This is a genomic window from Phyllobacterium sp. CCNWLW109, assembly GCF_037203905.1.
Classification (GTDB): domain Bacteria; phylum Pseudomonadota; class Alphaproteobacteria; order Rhizobiales; family Rhizobiaceae; genus Phyllobacterium; species Phyllobacterium ifriqiyense.
Map to the genome: position 1 here is coordinate 201,894 of NZ_JBBCBK010000004.1, position 21,368 is coordinate 223,261.

The following is a 21,368-nucleotide window of genomic DNA, read 5'->3' on the forward strand; positions in this document are numbered from 1 at the left end:
GAAACTAGCTTCCTGCTAACAAGTCATCGTCACGTATAGTTTGGATCGTCATCTGGGCATCGATAACGCTTCGTTGTTTCATGTGGCATGACCAGCCTACATTGGTTTTTTCGATCGTAAACAGATTATATGCAGCTGGTGGCTTATGGCTGCCGGCGAAGCTCTGGCTTGCCGAAGGGACACATATGACGGGAACGGTCCAGCTTGGCCCGTTAATTTCGTAACGAGTGGCAAGATGGGTATGGCCATGTAAAACAAGTTCGGCGCCGTGCTGACGGACAATGCGCTGGAAAAGGCCGATTCCAAGCAATCTCTTATGGGAAGGGGCCGCGCCGCGAATAGGCGGATGATGGATCATGATGACACGAAACAGACCACGCTGACCCGTTTCTGTAAGAATTTCGGCCAGTTTCGTTGCCTGTTTTGATCTCAGATCGCCCGTTGCCATGAAGGGGGCGGTAGCGCGTGCGGAAGATACGCCGATAAGGGCGACGTCGCCGCGCACGCGTAGGTAAGGAAATTCGACAGGCAGGTTTTCGGCCGCTTGCTTGTCGCCTCGCATCCATGCTTCCCAGTAGCGGCGCGTCTTTTTCAACGCACCTGGAACATATGCGTCATGATTACCGGGAACTACAGAAACGTCCTCCGGCCGACCCAGCGTTTTGAGCCAACGCTGTGCTGTTTCGAGTTCTTCATCCAAGGCAAGATTGACCAGGTCACCAGTGACGGCGATATGGTCCGGGTGCTGTGTCAGGAGGTCATCTGTCAGCGCCTCCAAGGTGCCACCTGTCATCATGCCTTTGCGATTTGAGCGCCAGTTGATATAGCCGGTGATACGTTTTGAAATCAGCTCACGCAGGGTAAGCGCTGGCAGGGGTGACAGATGGATATCGGAGATATGTGCAAGACGAAACATGGTTCCAGCTTTATGAGACTATTAGGCAGGAATCCAGTGATAGAACCGTCGCATGGTTTGACAGTCTCGTTGAAAACCGGATGGCATGGCACAAAAACACTTTAGATGGCGGCTCCGCCTCTTTCACATCTATTTTTTATTTCGCCGCCCCATGACGCTGGGCGCACGCGGAGTCGTTTTCGATGAGGCAACCAACTCAGTTTTCCTTATCCGCCATACTTATGTTGCAGGCTGGCAATTTCCAGGTGGCGGCGTTGAAACCGGCCATACGGTTGAGCAAACCCTCGCCAAGGAGCTTATGGAGGAAGGCAATATTGAGCTGACGGGGCGCCCTGAGCTTTTTGCCATTTATCATAATGCTCATGCCTCAAAGCGCGATCATGTCGCGCTTTATGTCTGCCGGTCATTTCGGCAGGCGACGCCCTTCCTCGCCAATCGTGAAATTGCCGAGGCAGGGTTTTTTAAGCTTGATGATTTGCCGCAAGACACTACGCCCTCGACACGACAAAGGCTCGCAGAAATATTTGACGGCTTGGAGCCGCCCCTGCTCTGGTAGTTCAGGCCATCTGATTGCGATTATGTGGTGCCGCATAGTCAATTTCAGGCCCAAGCGGGACGATACCCGTCGGATTTATTGTACTATGGCTCCTGTAATAATGCCCTTTTATGTGCTCCATATTGACCGTCTGTGCGACGCCGGGAACCTGATAGAGTTCACGTGTGTAATTTGAGAGATTGGGATAATCGGCAATCCGTTGTCGATTGCATTTGAAGTGGCCGACATAAACCGGATCAAAGCGTAGAAGCGTTGTAAATAACCGCCAGTCAGCTTCGGTCAGGCGATTGCCGGCGAGATAGCGCTGCTTTGAGAGTTTGACCTCTATTTTGTCCAGTGCACCAAACAACTGAGCGAATGCTTCTTCATATGCTTCTTGTGTTGTGGCAAATCCGGCTCGATAGACGCCATTATTGATGTTGGGGTAAACAATCGCATTGATGGCATCGATCCCGCCGCGTAATTCTTCCGGATAGAAATCAGAATCCGGATCACCATACTCATTGAAAGCAGAATTGAGCATGCGGATAATTTCAGAGGACTCGTTCGAGACGATTGTGTTCTGTTTTTTGTCCCACAGTACGGGCACAGTAACGCGTCCCGAGTAATTGATATCCGCGCGCGTATAGACTTCGTGAAGACGCCTGTGGCCGAAAAGGTGGTCGGCCGTGGCTCCGTCTTTTTCGGAGAATGTCCAGCCTTCGCTGCCCATGTAGTAATCCACAACAGAAACAGAAATGACGTCCTGCAATTTCTTCAAGGCGCGAAAGATCAGAGTGCGATGGGCCCAAGGGCACGCATATGAAACATAGAGATGATAACGGCCACTCTCGGCTTGGAATCCTGCTTCGCCGGTTGGGCCCGCACTGCCATCAGGCGTTACCCAGTTGCGAAACTGCGACTCCGAGCGGATGAAGCGACCTCCGCTACCCTTGGTGTCATACCATTGATCATGCCAGACGCCGTCAATTAACAAACCCATCTCGTTCATCCTTCAAGGTTGCCCGTAACGACACGGGATATTCGCATTACGATGCTTACCTAGGCATTTTTTACCGTGCAACCAGAACGATGAATGTAAACAGTGTGTCGCTAATGCATGGAACGGATATTCGCATTCCTCCGGCGGTCGCTGGGGACGGGAATGTCACAATCGGCCAATAGCCGGAAACCATGACACTTTTCCGGTTTACGCCGCCCCGGTTTAATGTTAGCGAGGAAAAATGGAGACAATTGTGACAGGTACTTTGTTCATCCGACGATGAAACCCTGACCGGCGCTAATAGCGGCGGACGTCCTGTCTTGCCTTCTGAACATGAAGGTTCTGTCCCACTCCCATATGAAGATGCCCAGAATGCTGTCCCATGTCGTAACCTACGCACCGGAAGAACCGGAGCATGACACTGCCATTGAAGACATCAACAAAGAAGCCTTCGGCCCCGGACGCTTTACTCGTGCCGCTTATCGTATTCGCGAGGGTGGGCCGCATGATCGCAGCCTTTCTTTTGTCGCCACAAGTGGCGGGCATGTCGTGGGTTCGGTACGGCTCACTCCCATTCTGATTGGGCAAACCAAGGCTATGTTGCTTGGCCCGCTTGCAGTGCGTCCTGCCTGGAAAAAGCAAGGCATCGGTGCGGCTTTGATGCGCACAAGCATAGAGGCTGCACGGCGTGCCAATCACAAGTTGGTAATTCTGGTCGGAGACGAGCCCTATTACGCGCCCTTTGGTTTCAGGCGGATCGAAGGCCATCAAATTGTTATGCCCGCGCCGGTTGAGCCGTCACGCTTTTTAGCATGTGAACTTGTTCCGCACGCATTGAAAGACGTGCAGGGAAGGGTCAGGCATGCTTCGGTGGCCTGACGCTACTTTCCCTCGCGATACCACATTCCGCCGAGCAGAAATATCATTGCAGCAAGTCCAAGAAATCCGGAAAACAGCGGTAGCCGGTCTACGCTTTTAAGAACTGTTTCATTGGTTGGGCGAAGTCCGATCCAGTTATCACCGCTGGCACTGGCTGCGCCGCGAGAGGCGACAATGTTCGGAATTTCAATTGACGCTTGATCCGCGCTCTCACGCAGACGGCGAGCGCCACCACCAGTTTCGCGGGTCAGCGGATCAAGTTTGGCTGTTGTGGACACGTTGTCTGCAAATTCAGGGGCGTCGATGGGACCAACATGCGCAAGTGTTGTCAGATCACCATTGGCCACCTGGTAAAGCCCAATTTCCTCCATGGGCACAGATGCGGTGAAAACGCCCGGTTCTGTTTCGGCCAAAGGCACAGACTGGGTCTTGCCCGAGGGAGTGATAATACTGGCGGGATCGGCCGTTTTTGCCATTGTCTGGCGGCGAATCTCCAAATTGCGCCCAGAGCCCTTTGCCGTCAGCGCTTCCTCTTCCAACTCGGGTTCTTTCATCAGCCAATGGGCGATACGCCGGTAAAGCGCCGCGTGAGGCCCGCCACCTTCAAAGCCACGCGCCCAAAGCCAGCCTTGATCGGAAAGGAACATGCCGACACGCCCTTCGCCCAATCGGTTCAACACGAGGAGTGGCCGGTCGCCAGCGTTCATCACCACTTCGCCCTCGGGCTTATTCACGTCGATAACGCGGAACCAGCGACTCCAGTTTGGTGGCTCTTGCGTGCTGCCTTCAAGCCCCCTTGTTACGGGGTGACGTTTTCCTTGTTCACTGAGACGAGGATAGAATGCTCTTTCCTCAATATTGCCGGTTGGAACAGCAGGAAGAACTGAAAGCAGCGGTGTATTGGCGATAGACATGTTGCCGGCATATTCTGGCCCGGCTGCAATCAGGAGCGCGCCGCCGCGCTGAACATAATCATTGATATAATCGTAATAGAGCAGCGGCAGCACATCGCGATGCTGATAGCGGTCGAAAATAATCAAATCAAAATCAGTGATACGTTCAACAAACAGCTCACGCGTCGGGAAAGCTATCAGGGATAGTTCGTTGATCGGCGTCGAGTCCTGCTTTTCCGGGGGACGCAGGATGGTAAAATGCACCAGATCCACCGATGCATCTGACTTGAGCAAATTACGCCACGTGCGCTCGCCATTGTGCGGTTCGCCCGAAACGAGCAAAACGCGAAGGTTCTCGCGAATACCATCAATCATTGCTACAGCGCGATTATTGACCTCCGTCAGCTCCCCCGGAACGGTATCGACGATGATTTCGACGATATTGTCGCCAGCACGGGGAAGCGTGACTTCCAACGGCATATCTTCGCCAATAATCGCGTCCTGGCTGCTTACTTCTGTTCCATTGACCCGCACACGCACACCTGCGCGACCGCCCAGAGGCTCACCGGCGCCAGTTACCTTATAGGTAATCTGTTGAGGCTTTCCGGTAAGTCCAAAACGCGGAGCGCGTACAAATTGAATGCGCCTATCGATCTCATTGGGCGTACCGGTAATCAAACCATGCACGGGAGCATTAAAACCGAGACCGCTTTTGTTGGCTGGAATATCATGGATTTGCCCGTCGGTAATCATTATCGCGCCACCGATGCGGGCAGGCGGTACATCGCGGAATGCGCCGTTCAAGGCTCCAAAAAGACGCGTCGATGTGGCATCATCATTCTCAGCAGAGCGTCCGGATTCGACCGTGCGGACTTCAAATTGCGGTAGTCTCGCCAATGCTGCCTGCACTTGAGCAAGCGCAGCGTCGGTGTCGGCGGATCTAACGCCGATATCCTGACTTTGGCTTCGGTCCGCAATGACCGCCACCACGCTTTTAAGCGGCTCGCGTTCCTCGTTGACTACGATCGGATTAAAAAGGGCTGCTATCAGAGCGGCTACCGCCAAACTCCGGATCAGACTTCCGCGCTGGCGAAAGAATATGCCCGCCAAAGCCAGCGCTACAAGTGGCACGATGAGGAGGATGAGTAGAGTATTGGAGACGAGTGGCTGGAAATCGACTGAAATATACATTGCCTAATTCCCCAGTCGCAGGAGGAGGTCTGGCACATGTACCTGGTCGGATTTATAGTTCCCGGTCAGCATATACATGACAATGTTAATGCCGGTCCGAAAAGCATGCACACGCTGCACAGGATCGTTTGGAATCGTTGGCAATAAAGGCGCGCCATTAGCATCAATTGCCCAAGCTCCGGCAAAATCATTACCGGTGATGATAATGGGCGATACGCCGTCACCAGCGCGGACAGGCCGGTCGGAACGCCGATCCTCATTAAGCGATGCCTGGACCCAAAGAGGGCTACCGCGGTAACGTCCGGGAAAATCCTGCAAAATGTAGAATGTTTTGGTCAAAACATGATCACCGGGCACGGGTTCCAGTGGCGGTATATTCAGGCCTGAGAGAATGTCCCGCAGCCTCTGGGTGGACGGCGTCGTTGAGTTATCGAGATTGAATGCAGCCGCGTCCTGATCGCGCGTATCAAACAGGACAGTACCGCCTTGCTGCATGTAAGCATTGATTTTAGCGATTGCCTCAGAGGAAGGCATGTTAGCGTCGGCATCGACAGGCCAGTAAATCAATGGATAGACAGCAAGCTCGTCTCGGGCAGGATCAACACCGATGGGATCGCCAGGTTCCAATGCCGTACTGTCAGCCAGAGCCTTGGAAAGACCAAGCAAGCCCGCCTTGCTGATGTCGTCGGTCGGCCCATCCCCGGTAATGACGTAGGCCAGGTGCGTTACATTGATAGCATCAAGGATGGCTTGGTCACCTGGCTTACTGTCATTTTGTTGAGCCTGCGCAGGCGAAGGTGCAAAGACAATAAGGGCGGGGAGCAAGAGGATTGCCAGTGACGCGGCAGCGGTTGTGCGAAGTCGGCGGCGCAAATGTCCCCCGAGCCAGATTATGGCCAGAGCATCAAGCGCCAACAGAGCTGCGGCAAGAGCAAAAAGTGGTCCGCGCAAGGGTATGGATTCATCGACAGCATAGCGTGCGGTCGTGACGGGAAAGTTAAGTTCCGGACGAGCGAGCGGATTGATCTCGCTGTCAGGTTTGAAAAGGTTGAGCGCGGTCATTGCGTCTTCCACACCGTAGAAGCCCGGCGGATTTTCAAATGTCACCGACAGATTTGAACCCGATGTAATGAGCGGCTTGGTGTCCTGATTTGGAGGCATCAACGCACCATCGCCATTGAGCGTCAAATAAGGTGGCAAAGCTCGAGCGCTGTTCGCGCCACTATCCTGTGCGATGGTACCGGCGTTTGACGAAAGAGAGACAATCCTGTGCAACATATCTACAAAGCTGCCGCTAATGGGAAGATTGGACCAAGTTGCTTCGGGAGTAACGTGAAAAAGAACAAGCTGCCCACGTCCTCGTGTTTCCCCGGTAACGAGTGGCGTTCCATCGGCAAGATTGGCCCAGCTTTTTTCAAAGAGGTCGGAAGATGGATCGGCGAGCACCTGCCGCGACACGGTTACGTCTTGTGGTGTAGGCAAACCGGCGAAAGGACCATTTGACGGAAAAGATGCGACAGGCTGAGCCTCTTTCCACGATAATGCGCCGCCCAAGGAGCGTTGGCCCTTGCGCAGCCTGACTGGGAGCAGCGGGTCTTCTTCGCTTCCACCAGCAAGGCGCGGACCGGCAAAGCGGATCAGCGTGCCGCCCTTGTTCACCCAGTCTGACAAGGTCTGTTCAGTTTCAGCCGGGAGCTTGCCAATATCAGCCATTATAATCACAGAAGGCTTCTGTTCCAGCAATTCCGGCACAGCGCGGATCAGCTCGGAATTTCGCGGCCGGAGCAGATCGGCAAATGGCTCAAGCGCGCGAGAGATATAATAAAGCGGTGATAACAAGGGCTGCGACAGGTCTGCTTCAGATCCAGAAAGTAACGCAACCCGGCGACGCTTATTGTTATCGTCAATCAGATAAGTAGCCCCAGCCTGTGCAGTGCCATCGATCCTCAAGCTATGAAAATCATTTCGTAGCTCATAAGGCGCAGCTATTACGCCTTCGGCAGCAGTTTCACCTGCGTTGAATGCGATTCCCGTGTCGGCAATGCGCCGGCCCTTTTCGTCAAATGCTCCAACGGTAACCACATTGCGGCTAGTATCAATGCTTGAACGGACAATACGGACGGTGAGCCCATTTGCATTATTCGTCGCTTGCCTTATCGCAACAAGGGAAGCTATCGATGGTTGATACCAGATCATGGAAGCAATGCCGGAGCCTTCAAGTGACTTGATTACTTCTGCCGCTCGCGGTTCATCCACACCATCATTAAGATATGCCAGCCGCGTCCCTTTGGTATCTGCTAAAACTGCCTTAAGCCGGGCAAAAGCTTGTGGGCGATCAACAGGGATAGGCCGCACAGTCAAGGCACGAAGCCGCTCCAAGGCAGTATTGGCATCAAAGGGGCCGATATCGGTATTCGCTTTTTCAGCCGTCCCAACGATATAGATCAGTGCGCCATCGCTTTGTGTATCGGAAATCAGTCTTTCAGCAGTCTCCTTGCGGGCAGTCCATTCCTCATTTGAAGACCAGCCATTATCAAGCACAATGGCAACAGGTTCCTTTCCTGACATGGTCTCAAGCCGTGGGTTCCATACGGGTTCGGAGAGTGCCAGAATAATGAATGCGGCAAGCAAAAGACGCAAAAGCGTCATCCACCAAGGGCTTTTGTTGGGCGTTTCTTCTTTTTGCTTTAGCTGTGCGAGTATCTTTAGCGGTGGAAATATTTCCAGGACCGGACGCGGCGGCGTCACCCGTAACAGCCACCAGATAACAGGAAGAACCAAGAGGCCAGCCAGAAGGTACGGCGCGCCGAAAGCCAGGGGAAGCGCATTCATGATGCCCCCCCTTGATAGCCCACATTGGCAGTCATATTCATATGGACTGATACGAGTGCTTCGGATGCCAGCCTGTCTGTGCGGTTGGTGGTATAGCTCCAGCCAATGCGCTTGCAAAAATCGCTTAATGCTGCGCGTCGGGCAAAAAACAGGCGGCGGTACCCGTCGGCATAATCCTCCGCTCTGCCAAATGTCAGTGAGGACCCCGTTTCTGGATCGACGAATTCGGTTCTGCGCCGATAAGGAAAATCCTCTTCGGCAGGATCATAAACTTCGATCAAATGAACACGTGCACCTGAATGAGCCAGCTTTTCCAGAGTAGCGATTGTTTCATCGACAGGATCAAGAAAATCGCTGACGAGCACGACTTCCGAAAAGCGTTTGATACGACTGAGATCTGGTTTGGCGCTGAGATTACCCGTATGCGCAAGAGAGGTGGCCAAACGTTCAGCGCCGTTTCGTGCGGAAGTCGGGTCGGTCACACCCGGAAAGCCGATCCGCTCGCCGCTGCGTGACAACAGCTCCGCCAGAGCCAATATCATGACAAGCGCACGCGATTCTTTTGATGCTTGAGCCTGCTCGGATTTGAACAGCATCGAAGGTGAGGGGTCTGCCCACAACCAAACCGTATGGGCTGCTTCCCATTCCTGATCACGAATGTAAGTGCGGTCATCACGAGCTGAGCGGCGCCAGTCGATGCGCGATATGGCTTCTCCTTCCGTATAGGGCCGGAATTGCCAGAAGCTTTCACCAACCCCGCTCTTGCGACGGCCATGCCATCCAGTATTGACGGTATTGAGAATCCGGCGGGCTTCAACCAGCAGATCAGGCAGAAGCGCGGCGCGCTGACGGGCGCGCGCAAGCGCATCGCCCGTGCCAGTCTTTTGGACCTGCGCGCCAATTGCTGCCATCAGAGCGTGGCCTTTGTCAGGTTTCCAATGACGTCCCGGACATTCATACCATCGGCGCGGGCGGCAAAGGTCAGCGCCATGCGATGCTGTAGTACTGGCTCAGCCAGCGCCTTTACATCATCAACCGACGGCGCAAGACGACCATCGTAAAGGGCCCGTGCTCTTGCACAGAGCATCAAGGCCTGGCTCGCACGAGGGCCGGGACCCCACGAGATGAATTTCTTTGCTATCTCATTATCCGCACCCGGGCGTGCGGCCCGAACGAGAGTGAGGATTGCATTGACCACGCCTTCGGGAACCGGCATCCGCCGAATAAGGTTTTGCATGGCGCGGAGGCGCTCGGCATCAATGATTTTGGCCGCAACAGCTTCCGTTGTGCCGGTTGTCGCGAGAAGGATTTGCCTCTCAGCCTCAAGTTCCGGATAAAGAATATCGATTTGCATGAGGAACCGATCGAGCTGAGCTTCCGGAAGCGGATAGGTGCCTTCCTGCTCCAATGGGTTCTGCGTTGCCAGCACATGAAAAGGTTGCGGCAAGTTATAGCGTTCGCCTGCAATCGTTACATGATATTCCTGCATCGCTTGCAGCAGCGCAGATTGCGTTCGTGGTGATGCGCGATTGATTTCATCTGCCATGAGCAATTGCGCAAAAACTGGACCTTTAACATAGCGGAAAGTCCGCTTGCCGTGCTCGTCCTGTTCCATGATTTCTGAACCAAGAATATCAGAAGGCATGAGGTCTGGTGTGAATTGAATGCGGCGCTCGTCAAGTCCAAGCACAGTGCCCAATGTCTCGACCAATTTTGTTTTTGCGAGGCCCGGCACCCCGACAAGAAGAGCATGTCCACCGGCCAAAAGCGCAACAAGTGTTCGTTCGATGACGCTTTCCTGCCCGAATATGACTTTGCCAATACCCGCTTTTACGCTGGCGATATCTGCGAGCGCCTTTTCAGCCTCTGCGACCATCTCTTTCGGGTCGACCGATACCTCAGGTTTAATCACACTCATGGGGTCACCTCTTAACTGGTATCTGCTCAGACTCTTTCTTAAATGAATCTAAATCACTATGACATGCTGACAAGCGGTCCAACGTTGACTATTTCGTGACGTATACAGAAAAAAGGTCCGGCCATGGCAAAATCTACGAACCTACCGGGAGACGCTGCAGGGCTCGAAGCTTTGATCTCGCGTGCGGCGGTTTCAGAAAAGGGACTGCCACCCGTTGACAAATGGAACCCGGATTTTTGCGGCGATCTTGACATGGAGATAAAGGCCGATGGGACGTGGTTCTATTTGGGGACGCCTATTGGAAGGCAACCGCTCGTCCGGTTGTTTTCTACAGTTTTGCGCAAAGATGAAGATGGCAAAACCTATCTCGTTACCCCTGTAGAGAAGGTTGGCATTCGCGTTGAGGATGCACATTTTCTCGCGGTTGAACTGAATGTGGCGAGCGCAGCGGGCGCTCAAATCATGACGTTCCGCACCAATGTCGGCGATGTAGTGGAGGCTGGCCCGAACAATCCGCTTCGCTTTGTTATCGATGAGGATAATGGTGGGTTGAAACCCTATTTGCTTGTGCGGGGGCGCCTTGAGGCGCTGCTTGCGCGGCCTGTAATGTACGAATTGGTGAATTATGGCGAAGAGATCGAAATTGACGGCAAGACCATGTTTGCAGTTCGTTCGAACGGCGCAGTCTTCCCCATCATGCCTGCCGATGAACTTGAGAAACAAAGCCTATGACTGAACAAACGGCTTTTATTGAAGGGTTTTCAGCGCAGTCGTTTGCACAGCGCGTGGGTCTCAAGGGCAATCAGGATGTGAACGTCGACCATGGCGACCATATTCTCAATCCCGAACTTGATGTGCTGATTGCTGCCAATCCGTTGCGGGATGCGGCAGTGCTTGTGCCGATTGTCGATCGCGGTGCGGAGGCCAATGTTATTCTGACATTGCGAAATGCAAATATGCGAAAACACTCCGGACAGGTCGCGTTTCCGGGAGGAGCAATCGACCCGGAAGACAATTATGAAGCAGAGACGGCGGCGTTGCGCGAGGCCCAAGAAGAAATTGGATTGGAACGCCGCAACGTGGAGTTGATAGGTCGTCTTCCCCGTTATTTGACCACGACAGGCTATTCGATCACGCCTGTAATCGGGTTGGTCTATCCGCCCTTTGACCTCATTCCCAACCCGGATGAAGTGGCGGATGTTTTCGAGGTACCTTTGTCATTCTTGATGAACCCTGCCAATCATCGCCGTGAGAGCCGAATGTTGCAGGGCAAGGAACGCTATTACTATACAATGCCGTTTGGAGACCGCTTTATATGGGGCGTGACCGCAGGTATTATTAGAACGCTTTATGAAAGGCTCTATGCGTGAGCAAGATGATTTCCATCGCCGGTAAGGCAGATTGGCTGAATGAACCTTCATTGCAATCATTGCTGGCTGTGCTGTCTTCCGGTGGCGAAGAAGCGCGCATTGTTGGTGGCGCTGTGCGTAACACCCTGCTCAATCAAACCGTATCCGATATTGACATTGCGACGACATGTTTACCGCAAATGACGATTGAACGAGCAACGAGTGCAGGCTTCAAAGCGATCCCAACCGGCATTGATCACGGAACGATAACGGTTGTAAGTCACGGCAAGCCCTATGAAGTGACAAGTCTGCGCGCCGACGTGAGTACGAATGGGCGACATGCCGAGGTAGCGTTTGGTCGCGACTGGCTCGTAGATGCCCAGCGCCGTGATTTCAGCATCAACGCGCTTTATGCTGACGCCGACGGCACAATTACAGATTTGGTGGGCGGTATTGCAGATATAGAAAGCCAGACGCTTCGTTTTATCGGGGATCCTGAGCAACGTATCCGCGAGGACTATCTCCGTATATTACGGTTTTTCCGTTTCTTTGCGTGGTATGGAAAAGGTCGTCCTGAAAGCGAAGGATTGAAAGCCTGTGCGCGTTTGAAGGATGGCCTCGCACAATTGTCGGCTGAGCGAACCTGGTCAGAACTCAAGAAACTTTTTGCGGCTCCGGATCCCTCGCGGGCTTTATTGTGGATGCGGCAGGCCGGTGTTTTGACGGCGGTGCTACCGGAAAGTGAGAAATGGGGCATTGATACGATCCACGGCCTTGTTGATACCGAGCAGGATTTGCGGTGGGAGGTCGATCCTATATTGCGCCTAGCCAGCATTGTTCCGCCAGATGCGGGCCGTATAGCCGAGATGGCAGCAAGGCTTAAGCTGTCAAATAGCGAGCGTGAGCGGCTCGAAAACTGGGCAGATACGAGCCTGCCTGCTGCGGAAATATCTGAAACCGGTTTTGCCAAAAAACTGTATCGCAGCAACGTCCAAGGCATGGAAGACAGGCTGCGCTTGGCAATCGTCAGCGCACGTGCTCAAGCAATGGCAGATAACGGCGCAATGATGCGCGCTGGGCTATTGTCTAAACAGCTCGATTATATTGCGGACTATAATCGGCCTAAATTTCCGCTCTCCGGCGGGGACATTGTTGCTGCAAGCGGACTCAAGGGACCGGCAATTGGTCAAATTCAACGGCAGCTCGAAGAAGAATGGGTCAACTCCGGCTTCGCGCTGGACCGCGACGCACTTTTAGCACGCATACCGGAGATTGCCGCTACAGAGTAAGCAAGATGGTCAGGCCGCCTTGCCCTTTTCAGGCTGGATATTGGCTTTGATTGTTTCCAGCATAGACTCGCGAATGGTTGTCTCACCATGGGTTTCGCGCAGATGGTCAGTGGTTCGACGTATGATTTCAGCATCCGTGTCGTGACGTGTGTGCCACTGGCAGCCGGGAACAATACAATGAAGTTCTTTCATGGCTTCTCTCCCTATTGCGAGTGCCCACAAGCACTCTTTTCACAACGGTGAGGACTATAACGCATCAAAACCCGAATTGATCCCCCAAAATTCCTATTATGGCCATTTCACCGTTGGGGGCATGGATGAAAGAATAGAGTCGACATTACCTCCGGTCTTCAATCCAAAGATTGTTCCGCGATCATAAAGCAGATTGAACTCGACATAGCGACCACGCCGGACAAGTTGCTCCTGACGATCAGCATCAGTCCAATCCTGATTGAAGTTTTGCCTTACGAGATAGGGATAAACAACCGAGAATGCCCGGCCAACATCGCGCGTGAAATTGAAGTCCGCGTCCCATCCGCCGTTCTCGTCGGATGAATGCAACCAGTCATAGAAAATGCCACCGGTGCCACGGGGTTCGTTACGGTGCGGCAGGTAGAAATACTCGTCACACCAGGATTTGAATTTTTCATGGTCGGCGACTGCGGAATGCTTGTCGCAAACAAATTTCATCGCTTTGTGAAACGCCACAGTGTCAGAATCATCTGATTGCCGCTTACGTTCCAGAACAGGCGTCAGATCCGCCCCTCCACCGAACCATTGGCGGGTGGTCACTACCATTCTCGTGTTCATGTGCACGGCAGGCACGAGAGGACTTTGCGGATGGGCAATCAATGAAATTCCCGACGCCCAAAAACGTGGGTCCTCGTCAGCGCCCGGGATTTGTTTGCGGAATTCTTGACTGAATTCGCCATGAACAGTTGAAATATGAACGCCGACCTTTTCGAAAACACGGCCATGCATGACCGACATGATTCCGCCGCCGCCATCGCCTTCACGCTTCCAGGGCGTTTGTTTAAAGCGGCCAGGCGCACGATCGGACAGGGGGCCCTGTAACTCGTCTTCCAACAGCTCAAAACTCGCGCAAATCTTGTCGCGTAGTTCGGTAAACCAGGCCGTTGCTGCAGTTTTCTTCTCTTCGAGCTTTTCGGGAAGGATGGCGGGTATGTCGGGACGGTCCATGAGATGAGAATCCTTGTTTGCCCGAACAATAGCACAACAGATTACAGCCAAAAGACAAAGCCGTTTACCCAATTCGCAAATGCACAAAAAATGACTCGTTTTTCGGCGGCCCTCCACTTAATCTATCAGGTGTAGGGCTCAGTGAGGATACGAGTATGGTTTCCAGAGCACCCAAATCGCAGTTTCCGAAACCGCCTCTCGACGGGCTGCGCAAGAGATTGAGGCAAAGCCGTGAAGATGTTGGGTTGCAGCGCGGTGCGTTCGTTCGCGAGAGTTTTAAGCTTCCGCGACTGGCAGCGCGCGAAAAAGCGAAGGAGTGGTTCGCTCAATATCCAAAGGCTGCATATTGGACCGAGATCGAAAGCTGGTATGAGCGTCCGGGAGATATAATTGAGTTTACCATGCGGCGACTGCCGAATGCTGACTAAGTCACATTTTGGCATTTTGGCACCAAACAACAATAAAATTGATGGATTCTTCAATAAATTGATCGGGTTTTGACCAAAATCATCCGTATTTTGAAATTATTTCGAGTTTTTAGGCGATTTCTCGCTAATTCCAATGAATCGTGCTGACAGTCTATTTTAAAGCCAGTAGAACTTTTTCCAGCACCGGAGAATCTTCCGGGACGCACAATAATTGGAGGATAATATGCGTTTATCATTAATCTCTGGAGTGGCTCTGGCAGCCGTGATGGCAATGACATCATTTGCCCGCGCTGACATCATTGTGGGTATCATCGCGCCGGTCACGGGCCCCGTTGCCGCTTACGGTTTGCAGGTCAAAAATGGTGTTGAGAGCGCAGCCGAGGCAATCAATGCGGCCGGCGGAATCAAGGGTGAAAAGATTGTCACCAAGGTGTTTGATGACGCAGGAGAGCCGAAGCAGGGCGTTTCTGTGGCCAACCAGGTGGTGGGTGAAGGCATCAAGTTTGTTGTTGGTCCGGTAACATCCGGCGTGGCAATGCCCGTATCCGATGTGCTGGCCGAAAACGGCATTGTGATGGTTACACCGACTGCCACGACGCCGGAACTGACAACCCGTGGTTTGGAGACCGTATTCCGTACCTGCGGACGGGATGATCAGCAGGCCGATGTCGCTGGCAAATACATTCTCGACAACTTCAAAGACAAGCGCATTGCCATTATCTATGACAAGACGCCTTACGGCACTGGTATTGGCAACGGTCTGAAGGCTGTTCTCAATAAAGGCGGTGTAACCGAGGTCGTTTTCGAAGGCATCAATGCCGGTGAGAAGGACTACAGCGCACTCATTACCCGTATCAAGTCTGAGAAAGCCGATGTGATTTACTTCGGTGGTTATCACGCGGAAGGCGGTCTGATTGCCCGCCAGTTGTCGGATCAGGGCATCAAAGCACAGCTCATTGGCCCCGATGGCCTCTCAAACACTGAATATTGGGCCATTGGCGGTGAGGCTGCTGCTGGTACACTATTCACGAATAGTGCTGATCCAACAAAGAATCCTGCCGCCGCAAAAATTGTAGAAGCACTTACAGCCAAGAATATCCCGGCTGAAGCATTCACGCTCAACGCCTATGCTGCCTTGCAGGTTATAGCTGCTGGCATTGAAAAGGCAGGTTCGTCAGAACCAACGGAAGTTGCTGCCAAGATAAAGTCGGGCGAAGCACTGCCGACAGTTGTTGGCGATCTTGCCTACTCGGCAACTGGCGATCTGACAACACCAGCTTTTGTTTTCTACAAGTGGGAAGGCGGTAAGCCGGTTCAGCTGGATTAATCTCTGAGTAAACCGCCGGTCTTAGTGACCGGCGGTTTTCAATCCGGACTGTAATTGCCGGAGCGCTTCACTTGTGGCAATTGCGGCGGACAATGCGAGGTTCAACGACCGAGCGCCTTCAACCATGGGAATTATCAGTCGCGAATGTGCCGCTTGGTGAACCTCATCCGGGACACCCGATGATTCTCGCCCCAGCAGCAGAATGTCACCGGGTTGAAATGAAAATTCTGTGTAGGGCGTAGCCGCTTTGGTCGAGAATAGAAGCAATCGGCGATTTTCACCCAGCCGCCATTCTTGAAATGCCTGCCAGTTCGAGTGGCGGGTCAGGGCCGCCTGTTCCAGATAATCCATACCCGCGCGTTTGAGTGAACGGTCGGAAATGTCAAAGCCTGCAGGCTCGATCACGTCAACGCCGATGCCAAAACAAGCGGCCATCCGCAATATGGTACCGGTATTACCGGGAATGTCAGGCTGATAGAGCGCTACTCGCAGGTTCAAACTATTATCGGTCAAGTGTGGCGTGCTCCATGGGCAACAATTGGCTGAACGAAGTGCCGTTACGCAGATTGGCCTCTCGCTTTTGACGTTCATAATCGCTATAGGGGTTGCACCGCAACGCTTGAGCAAAATTTGGAGGTGTCGATGACCGAATTTTTCCGACTTCTTCCAAGCCGGATAGTTTCACCAATGGAAGCTGTGGCCGGTTTCGCAGGCGGCGTGGGGTCAATTTATACGATCTAGTTTTTAAGACACAAACCGCATTCGTTCTCATGGTTGGCGATTTACTGACCAATCAGCTCCGGCAATTCATGCCGGTATAATTTCTTGCCGATCCCAAAAGAGGTCCGACAATGTTCCGCTGGTTTGAAGACAGGCTTGAGCCATTTCCCACTGCTGAGCCGAGTGAGCCGCCCAAAACACTAATTGCGTTCTGTCTGCACTACACACGTGGTGTCTGGCCATGGCTTGCCGTTATGGCGGTGTGCACATCGCTGATCGCTGTTCTCGAAGTGTCCATGTACGCATTTCTGGGCAACATCGTCGATTGGTTGTCGAATCATTCGCGGGAAACATTCATCGCGGATGAGGGGTGGAAACTCGCATTGCTTGCGGGTGTTGTGCTTATAGCAATGCCAGGTATCGTACTTCTGGATTCGCTGGTTATTCATCAGACCCTTTTGAGCAACTATCCAATGCGAATCCGGTGGATGGTGCACCGCTATGTGGTTCGCCAATCAATGACTTTTTTTCAGGATGAGTTTGCTGGACGTATTTCGACCAAGCTGATGCAGACCTCTCTGGCGGTCCGTGAAGCGGTGATGAAACTGCTCGATGTGCTTAATTATGTAATCGTCTACTTCACCGGGACCCTCATTATCGCTGCTGCGGCCGACTTGCGACTGATGGTGCCGTTTCTACTCTGGTTGATGGCCTATATAGGCCTGATGTGGTATTTCATCCCAAAATTGCAGGTTGCATCTAAAGCACAAGCAGATTCCCGTTCGTCAATGACGGGCCGGATTGTCGACAGTTATACCAATATTGCGACGGTCAAGCTTTTCTCCCATTCCAAACGGGAGGAAAGCTACGCCCGCGAAGGGATGCAGGATTTCCTGTCGACAGCTTATCGCCAGATGCGCATGGTGACCGGCTTTCATGTGACTCTGTATGCGATGAACTGCCTGTTATTGTTCTCCGTAAGCGCCATAGCGATCTGGCTTTGGCTTGGGGCAGCGATCACAGTCGGTGCTGTGGCAGTGGGTATAGGTCTCGTGCTTCGCCTTAACGGCATGTCGCAGTGGATCATGTGGGAAATGTCGGCACTGTTCGAAAACATCGGTACGGTGGAAGACGGTATTACGTCCATATCGCTCCCACGATTGGTCATGGATGTGCCTGATGCTCCCAACCTTGATGTACGAGCCGGCGCTATCACCTTTGATAAAATCGGTTTCCACTATGGCAAGGGAGCCGGCGTTATTGATCGGCTGTCTCTTGATATCAAGCCAGGTGAGAAAATCGGATTGGTCGGACGTTCCGGCGCGGGCAAGTCCACGCTCGTCAATCTCCTGTTGCGATTCTACGATCTTGAAAGCGGCAGAATCACGATTGATGGGCAGGATATTTCGAAAGTCCGACAAGATTCGCTGCGCGAACATATCGGGATGATCACTCAGGACACATCATTGCTGCATCGCTCAATCAGAGACAATGTGCTTTACGGAAGACCAGATGCTTCGGAAGAACTGATGAGGCAAGCGGTCAGGAACGCGCAGGCAGATTCGTTTATTGAAGCGGCTTCCGATCCGAAGGGGCGTCGTGGTTTCGACGCTCATGTGGGCGAGCGCGGCGTCAAGCTTTCTGGCGGACAGCGTCAGCGCATTGCAATTGCCCGCGTAATGCTCAAAGACGCACCTATCCTTATCATGGACGAGGCGACATCGGCTCTCGATTCAGAAGTGGAAGCCGCAATTCAGGACAATCTCTATCGCCTGATGCAGGGCAAGACAGTTATTGCCATCGCGCATAGGCTTTCTACCATCGCAGCACTCGACCGTCTCGTTGTCATGGACAAAGGGCAGATTGTAGAAAGCGGCAGTCATGATGAGCTTATCGCAGCTGGCGGTATTTATGCCGATCTGTGGGCGCGCCAGTCCGGAGGCTTCCTGGGAATGGATGATTAGAGCAAATTCGCTCTGGCAGACAGTAGAGTGAACCAAGTTTAATTTGACGACCGCCGGGACTCAACGGAAAGTACTCCGCCGGTCGTCATTTGTTACGGCTGTTTGGTTTTAACAAACCGCAAGGATTCCAAACTGATGTGGTTTGCATGAAGCGTCTGTTCGCCCTTTTCGAAAGCTGGGTTGATCCCTACGCCAAAGCTCCGGCGGACCGTGTTCCAAACCACACATTGGCATTTATGTGGTTCTACGTCCGGCAGCAGAAATATGTGTTTCTTGCGATGCTTGTCTGTGGCGGGCTTATCGCCTTTTTTGAAGCAGGGCTTTTCTGGTTTGTCGGCAAAATCATCGATATCCTCTCTTCGGCGGATCGCGTTGAAGGATGGGACGGATTAATCGACAAACATGGGATAGCGCTTCTTCTCATGCTTTTGGCGGTGTTGATTGGTCGTACGCTGGTACTTTCACTTGCGGCGCTGGTTGAGGAGCAGGCAATTGTTCCCGGCTTCAATAATCTCGTGCGGTGGCAAGCTCACAGCATAGTCTACCGTCAGAGCCTGTCGTTTTTCCAGAATGATTTTTCCGGTCGTATTGTTACGAAGGTCTGGGCTACCGGGCAGGCGCTTGGCGATTTCATGGTGACGCTGCTCCAAGCCGTCTGGTTCAGCGTGGTCTACTGCGCCACTACGCTCTTTTTGATCGGGCGGCTGGATTGGCGCCTTGCATCTGTGGTGATCGCATGGCTTGCTGTTTTTGCTTTGACCGCGCGTTATTTCCTGCCGCGTGTGCGCCGGGCGGCCCGTGAAACGGCGGAAAGCAGCTCAGTTGCGATGGGTCAACTCGTGGATGGTTATAGCAATATCCAGACATTGAAACTGTTTGGTACTGCAAGCCGCGACGATGCCTATATCCGTCAGGGCATGGATCGTTGGTTACAGGCTATCACCACGCTGACGCGTGGCCTGAGCGGCATTCGCATTTCATTGGCCTCTACCAGCGGAATTATGATCTGCACAGTTGCCTATGTGTCGATAGACCTGTGGCTGGCCGGGGAAATCTCATCGGGCGAAGTGGCTTTTACTCTGGGGCTGGTGCTGCGCCTGAGCATGTTGCTGACCCGGATGATGGCTAATCTGAATGGCCTTTTGCGCAACTACGGCACGATACAAAATTCCAAAGAGCTACTGGCAAAGCCTGTGACTGTGCTCGACAAACAAGATGCACAAGAATTGGTGGTGCCGCAAGGTTCAATTAACTTCGAAAATATCCGGTTTCACTATGACAGCGCCAGATCGGTCATTAATGACTTGTCACTATCCATTCGACCGGGTGAGAAAGTGGGGCTGGTAGGGCGCTCGGGAGCGGGAAAGTCCACGCTCGTTAATTTGCTTTTGCGTTTTTATGATCTCGAAGGCGGTAAAATTATCATTGACGGGCAGGACATAGCGAACATTACGCAGGATTCCCTGCGCGCCAATATCGGTATGGTCACGCAAGACACATCGCTACTGCATCGCTCCGTGCGAGACAATATTTTGTATGGCAGGCCGGACGCATCGGAAGAGCTTTTGCAAAAGGCAGTTAAAAATGCACAAGCCGATATTTTCATTAATGATTTAAGTGACCAGAAGGGTCGAAAGGGTCTGGACGCACATGTTGGAGAGCGTGGCGTGAAGCTCTCCGGCGGGCAACGGCAGCGCATCGCAATTGCGCGTGTCATGCTGAAGGACGCTCCCATTTTGGTACTGGACGAGGCCACCTCCGCGCTTGATTCCGAGGTTGAGGCGGCCATTCAGGAGAGTCTTTACCAATTGATGCAGGGAAAAACGGTCATCGCTATCGCCCATAGACTCTCGACCATTGCCGCATTGGATCGCTTGGTCGTGATGGACGAGGGGCGCATTGTGGAAACAGGCAAGCACGAAGAACTCATCGCGGCGAATGGGATTTATGCCAGTCTCTGGGCGCGGCAGTCAGGCGGGTTTATCGCTCATGATTAACGCTTGCGGGATGAATTTGATATTTGCATCCGGTCCAGCCGCAAACTCCGGTGCGAATATCAAATCACTCTACTGGAATCATATGCTTATCGGTGGTCTTGCCGATTCCAACATTCGCAACAAGCATGATCGAAATGAGATGCGAATGTTAGAATAAGACCACCAAGCTTATCCCTGCGACATCCTGCCCTTGTGGCTTTGTCAGGCTGGACAAGCCCCTGCGACACGCTTAGAAACCACCCGATATGTTGGGGATTCCGCGAGGCTCATTAATATGGGCCAGTCTGCTATTGTTGATAAAGCGGGGGCTCCAGCTGCGTTGTTATTCGGAAAGGACCAGGCCCCGTGAGCGCACACGATACGACCGAGCCGACACGGCGTGACTTCCTCTATATTGCGACAGGTATGGCCGGTGCGGTCGGTGTAGGCGCCTTTGCTTGGCCCTTTATCGACCAGATGCGCCCGGACGCCTCCACGCTGGCAGTCTCGTCCATCGAAGTTGATGTTTCAGCCTTAACGCCGGGTATGTCGCTGACAGTAAAATGGCGCGGCAAGCCGATCTTCATTCGTAATCGTACGCCCAAGGAAGTCGAAGAGGCCAAAGCTGTACAGCTCAGCGAGCTTAAGGATCCAATTGCGCGCAACGCCAATCTGCCGAGTGACGCACAGGCGACAGATGCTGATCGTACTGCAGTCAAGGAAAAGGAAAACTGGCTGGTGATGGTGGGGGTTTGCACCCATCTCGGCTGTATTCCACTTGGTCAGCAGGGCGACTTTGGTGGATGGTTCTGCCCATGCCATGGTTCGCACTACGACACGGCTGGACGTATCCGTAAGGGCCCTGCGCCGGAGAACCTGCCGGTTCCGCCGCTTTCATTCATTTCCGACACCGTCATCAAAATCGGCTAAGGTTTTACGGGGAGACAC

The 21,368-nt window shown here is 53.0% G+C and carries 19 protein-coding genes; 10 read left to right on the forward strand and 9 right to left on the reverse strand.

Annotated elements, in window-relative coordinates:
- Window positions 1-4: 4 nt before the first annotated feature.
- On the reverse strand, window positions 5-916 hold the full coding sequence (locus V9K92_RS16430; protein WP_115052388.1) for a metallophosphoesterase: 912 nt from the start codon (window positions 914-916) through the stop codon (window positions 5-7).
- An 85-nt stretch (window positions 917-1,001) separates the two neighbouring features.
- On the opposite strand from V9K92_RS16430, the gene V9K92_RS16435 reads away from it, so the two are divergent.
- Window positions 1,002-1,472, forward strand: coding sequence for an NUDIX domain-containing protein (locus V9K92_RS16435; RefSeq protein WP_115052389.1), 471 nt, complete (start codon window positions 1,002-1,004; stop codon window positions 1,470-1,472).
- A 1-nt stretch (window position 1,473) separates the two neighbouring features.
- Here the strand turns inward: V9K92_RS16435 and V9K92_RS16440 are convergent, their stop codons facing one another.
- Complete coding sequence (locus tag V9K92_RS16440; protein WP_337354457.1) at window positions 1,474-2,454, reverse strand: glutathione S-transferase family protein; 981 nt, start codon at window positions 2,452-2,454, stop codon at window positions 1,474-1,476.
- Between the two features lie 372 nt (window positions 2,455-2,826).
- On the opposite strand from V9K92_RS16440, the gene V9K92_RS16445 reads away from it, so the two are divergent.
- Entirely contained in the window at window positions 2,827-3,333 is a 507-nt protein-coding gene (locus V9K92_RS16445; protein ID WP_337354458.1) for a GNAT family N-acetyltransferase, read from the forward strand.
- 2 nt (window positions 3,334-3,335) lie between these two features.
- Here V9K92_RS16445 and V9K92_RS16450 read toward each other — a convergent pair whose 3' ends face one another.
- From V9K92_RS16450 to V9K92_RS16465, 4 genes are read right to left on the reverse strand one after another with little or no spacing between them, the layout of a single operon-like run.
- Window positions 3,336-5,411 carry a hypothetical protein gene (locus tag V9K92_RS16450; RefSeq protein WP_337354775.1) on the reverse strand — a complete coding sequence of 692 codons (2,076 nt, stop codon included), beginning with the start codon at window positions 5,409-5,411 and terminating at the stop codon, window positions 3,336-3,338.
- Window positions 5,412-5,420: 9 nt separating this feature from the next.
- Window positions 5,421-8,249 (reverse strand): DUF4159 domain-containing protein, encoded by a 2,829-nt coding sequence (locus V9K92_RS16455; RefSeq protein ID WP_337354459.1) that lies wholly within the window; start codon window positions 8,247-8,249, stop codon window positions 5,421-5,423.
- Entirely contained in the window at window positions 8,246-9,160 is a 915-nt protein-coding gene (locus tag V9K92_RS16460) for a DUF58 domain-containing protein (protein WP_337354460.1), read from the reverse strand. Before V9K92_RS16460 ends, V9K92_RS16455 begins: the two co-directional genes overlap by 4 nt.
- Window positions 9,160-10,167: an AAA family ATPase gene (locus V9K92_RS16465; RefSeq protein ID WP_336439699.1), complete on the reverse strand. Its 1,008-nt coding sequence runs from the start codon at window positions 10,165-10,167 to the stop codon at window positions 9,160-9,162. The genes V9K92_RS16460 and V9K92_RS16465 overlap by 1 nt, the downstream gene beginning before the upstream one ends.
- Before the next feature lie 123 nt (window positions 10,168-10,290).
- Here V9K92_RS16465 and V9K92_RS16470 point away from each other — a divergent pair, with 123 nt between their 5' ends.
- From V9K92_RS16470 to V9K92_RS16480, 3 genes are read left to right on the forward strand one after another with little or no spacing between them, the layout of a single operon-like run.
- On the forward strand, window positions 10,291-10,899 hold the full coding sequence (locus V9K92_RS16470; protein WP_336439700.1) for a DUF1285 domain-containing protein: 609 nt from the start codon (window positions 10,291-10,293) through the stop codon (window positions 10,897-10,899).
- Complete coding sequence (locus V9K92_RS16475) at window positions 10,896-11,537, forward strand: CoA pyrophosphatase (RefSeq protein WP_336439701.1); 642 nt, start codon at window positions 10,896-10,898, stop codon at window positions 11,535-11,537. Before V9K92_RS16470 ends, V9K92_RS16475 begins: the two co-directional genes overlap by 4 nt.
- Window positions 11,534-12,805 (forward strand): CCA tRNA nucleotidyltransferase, encoded by a 1,272-nt coding sequence (locus V9K92_RS16480; protein WP_336439702.1) that lies wholly within the window; start codon window positions 11,534-11,536, stop codon window positions 12,803-12,805. Before V9K92_RS16475 ends, V9K92_RS16480 begins: the two co-directional genes overlap by 4 nt.
- Before the next feature lie 9 nt (window positions 12,806-12,814).
- On the opposite strand, the gene V9K92_RS16485 is transcribed toward V9K92_RS16480, so the two are convergent.
- Both V9K92_RS16485 and hemF read right to left on the reverse strand, forming a co-directional pair.
- The gene (locus V9K92_RS16485) at window positions 12,815-12,997 is read right to left on the reverse strand and encodes a DUF1059 domain-containing protein (RefSeq protein ID WP_115052399.1); all 183 of its coding nucleotides are present in this window, start codon (window positions 12,995-12,997) and stop codon (window positions 12,815-12,817) included.
- Window positions 12,998-13,093: 96 nt separating this feature from the next.
- Entirely contained in the window at window positions 13,094-14,005 is a 912-nt protein-coding gene (gene hemF, locus V9K92_RS16490; protein WP_337354461.1) for an oxygen-dependent coproporphyrinogen oxidase, read from the reverse strand.
- Between the two features lie 155 nt (window positions 14,006-14,160).
- Between hemF and V9K92_RS16495 the strand changes: the two genes are divergently transcribed.
- Window positions 14,161-14,433, forward strand: coding sequence for a hypothetical protein (locus V9K92_RS16495; protein WP_115052401.1), 273 nt, complete (start codon window positions 14,161-14,163; stop codon window positions 14,431-14,433).
- 223 nt (window positions 14,434-14,656) lie between these two features.
- The gene (locus V9K92_RS16500) at window positions 14,657-15,760 is read left to right on the forward strand and encodes an ABC transporter substrate-binding protein (protein ID WP_115052402.1); all 1,104 of its coding nucleotides are present in this window, start codon (window positions 14,657-14,659) and stop codon (window positions 15,758-15,760) included.
- A gap of 21 nt (window positions 15,761-15,781) precedes the next feature.
- On the opposite strand, the gene V9K92_RS16505 is transcribed toward V9K92_RS16500, so the two are convergent.
- Complete coding sequence (locus V9K92_RS16505; protein ID WP_307286189.1) at window positions 15,782-16,258, reverse strand: tRNA (cytidine(34)-2'-O)-methyltransferase; 477 nt, start codon at window positions 16,256-16,258, stop codon at window positions 15,782-15,784.
- A gap of 353 nt (window positions 16,259-16,611) precedes the next feature.
- Between V9K92_RS16505 and V9K92_RS16510 the strand changes: the two genes are divergently transcribed.
- The 3 genes from V9K92_RS16510 (at window position 16,612) to petA (ending at window position 21,350) form a co-directional block, all read left to right on the forward strand.
- Window positions 16,612-18,444, forward strand: a complete 1,833-nt coding sequence (locus V9K92_RS16510; RefSeq protein ID WP_337354462.1) for an ABC transporter ATP-binding protein — start codon at window positions 16,612-16,614, stop codon at window positions 18,442-18,444.
- Window positions 18,445-18,590: 146 nt separating this feature from the next.
- Complete coding sequence (locus V9K92_RS16515) at window positions 18,591-20,441, forward strand: ABC transporter ATP-binding protein (protein ID WP_337354463.1); 1,851 nt, start codon at window positions 18,591-18,593, stop codon at window positions 20,439-20,441.
- A gap of 345 nt (window positions 20,442-20,786) precedes the next feature.
- A complete protein-coding gene (gene petA / locus V9K92_RS16520; RefSeq protein WP_115052405.1) occupies window positions 20,787-21,350 on the forward strand; it encodes a ubiquinol-cytochrome c reductase iron-sulfur subunit in 564 nt (187 codons plus the stop codon).
- The last annotated feature ends 18 nt before the right edge of the window (window positions 21,351-21,368 follow it).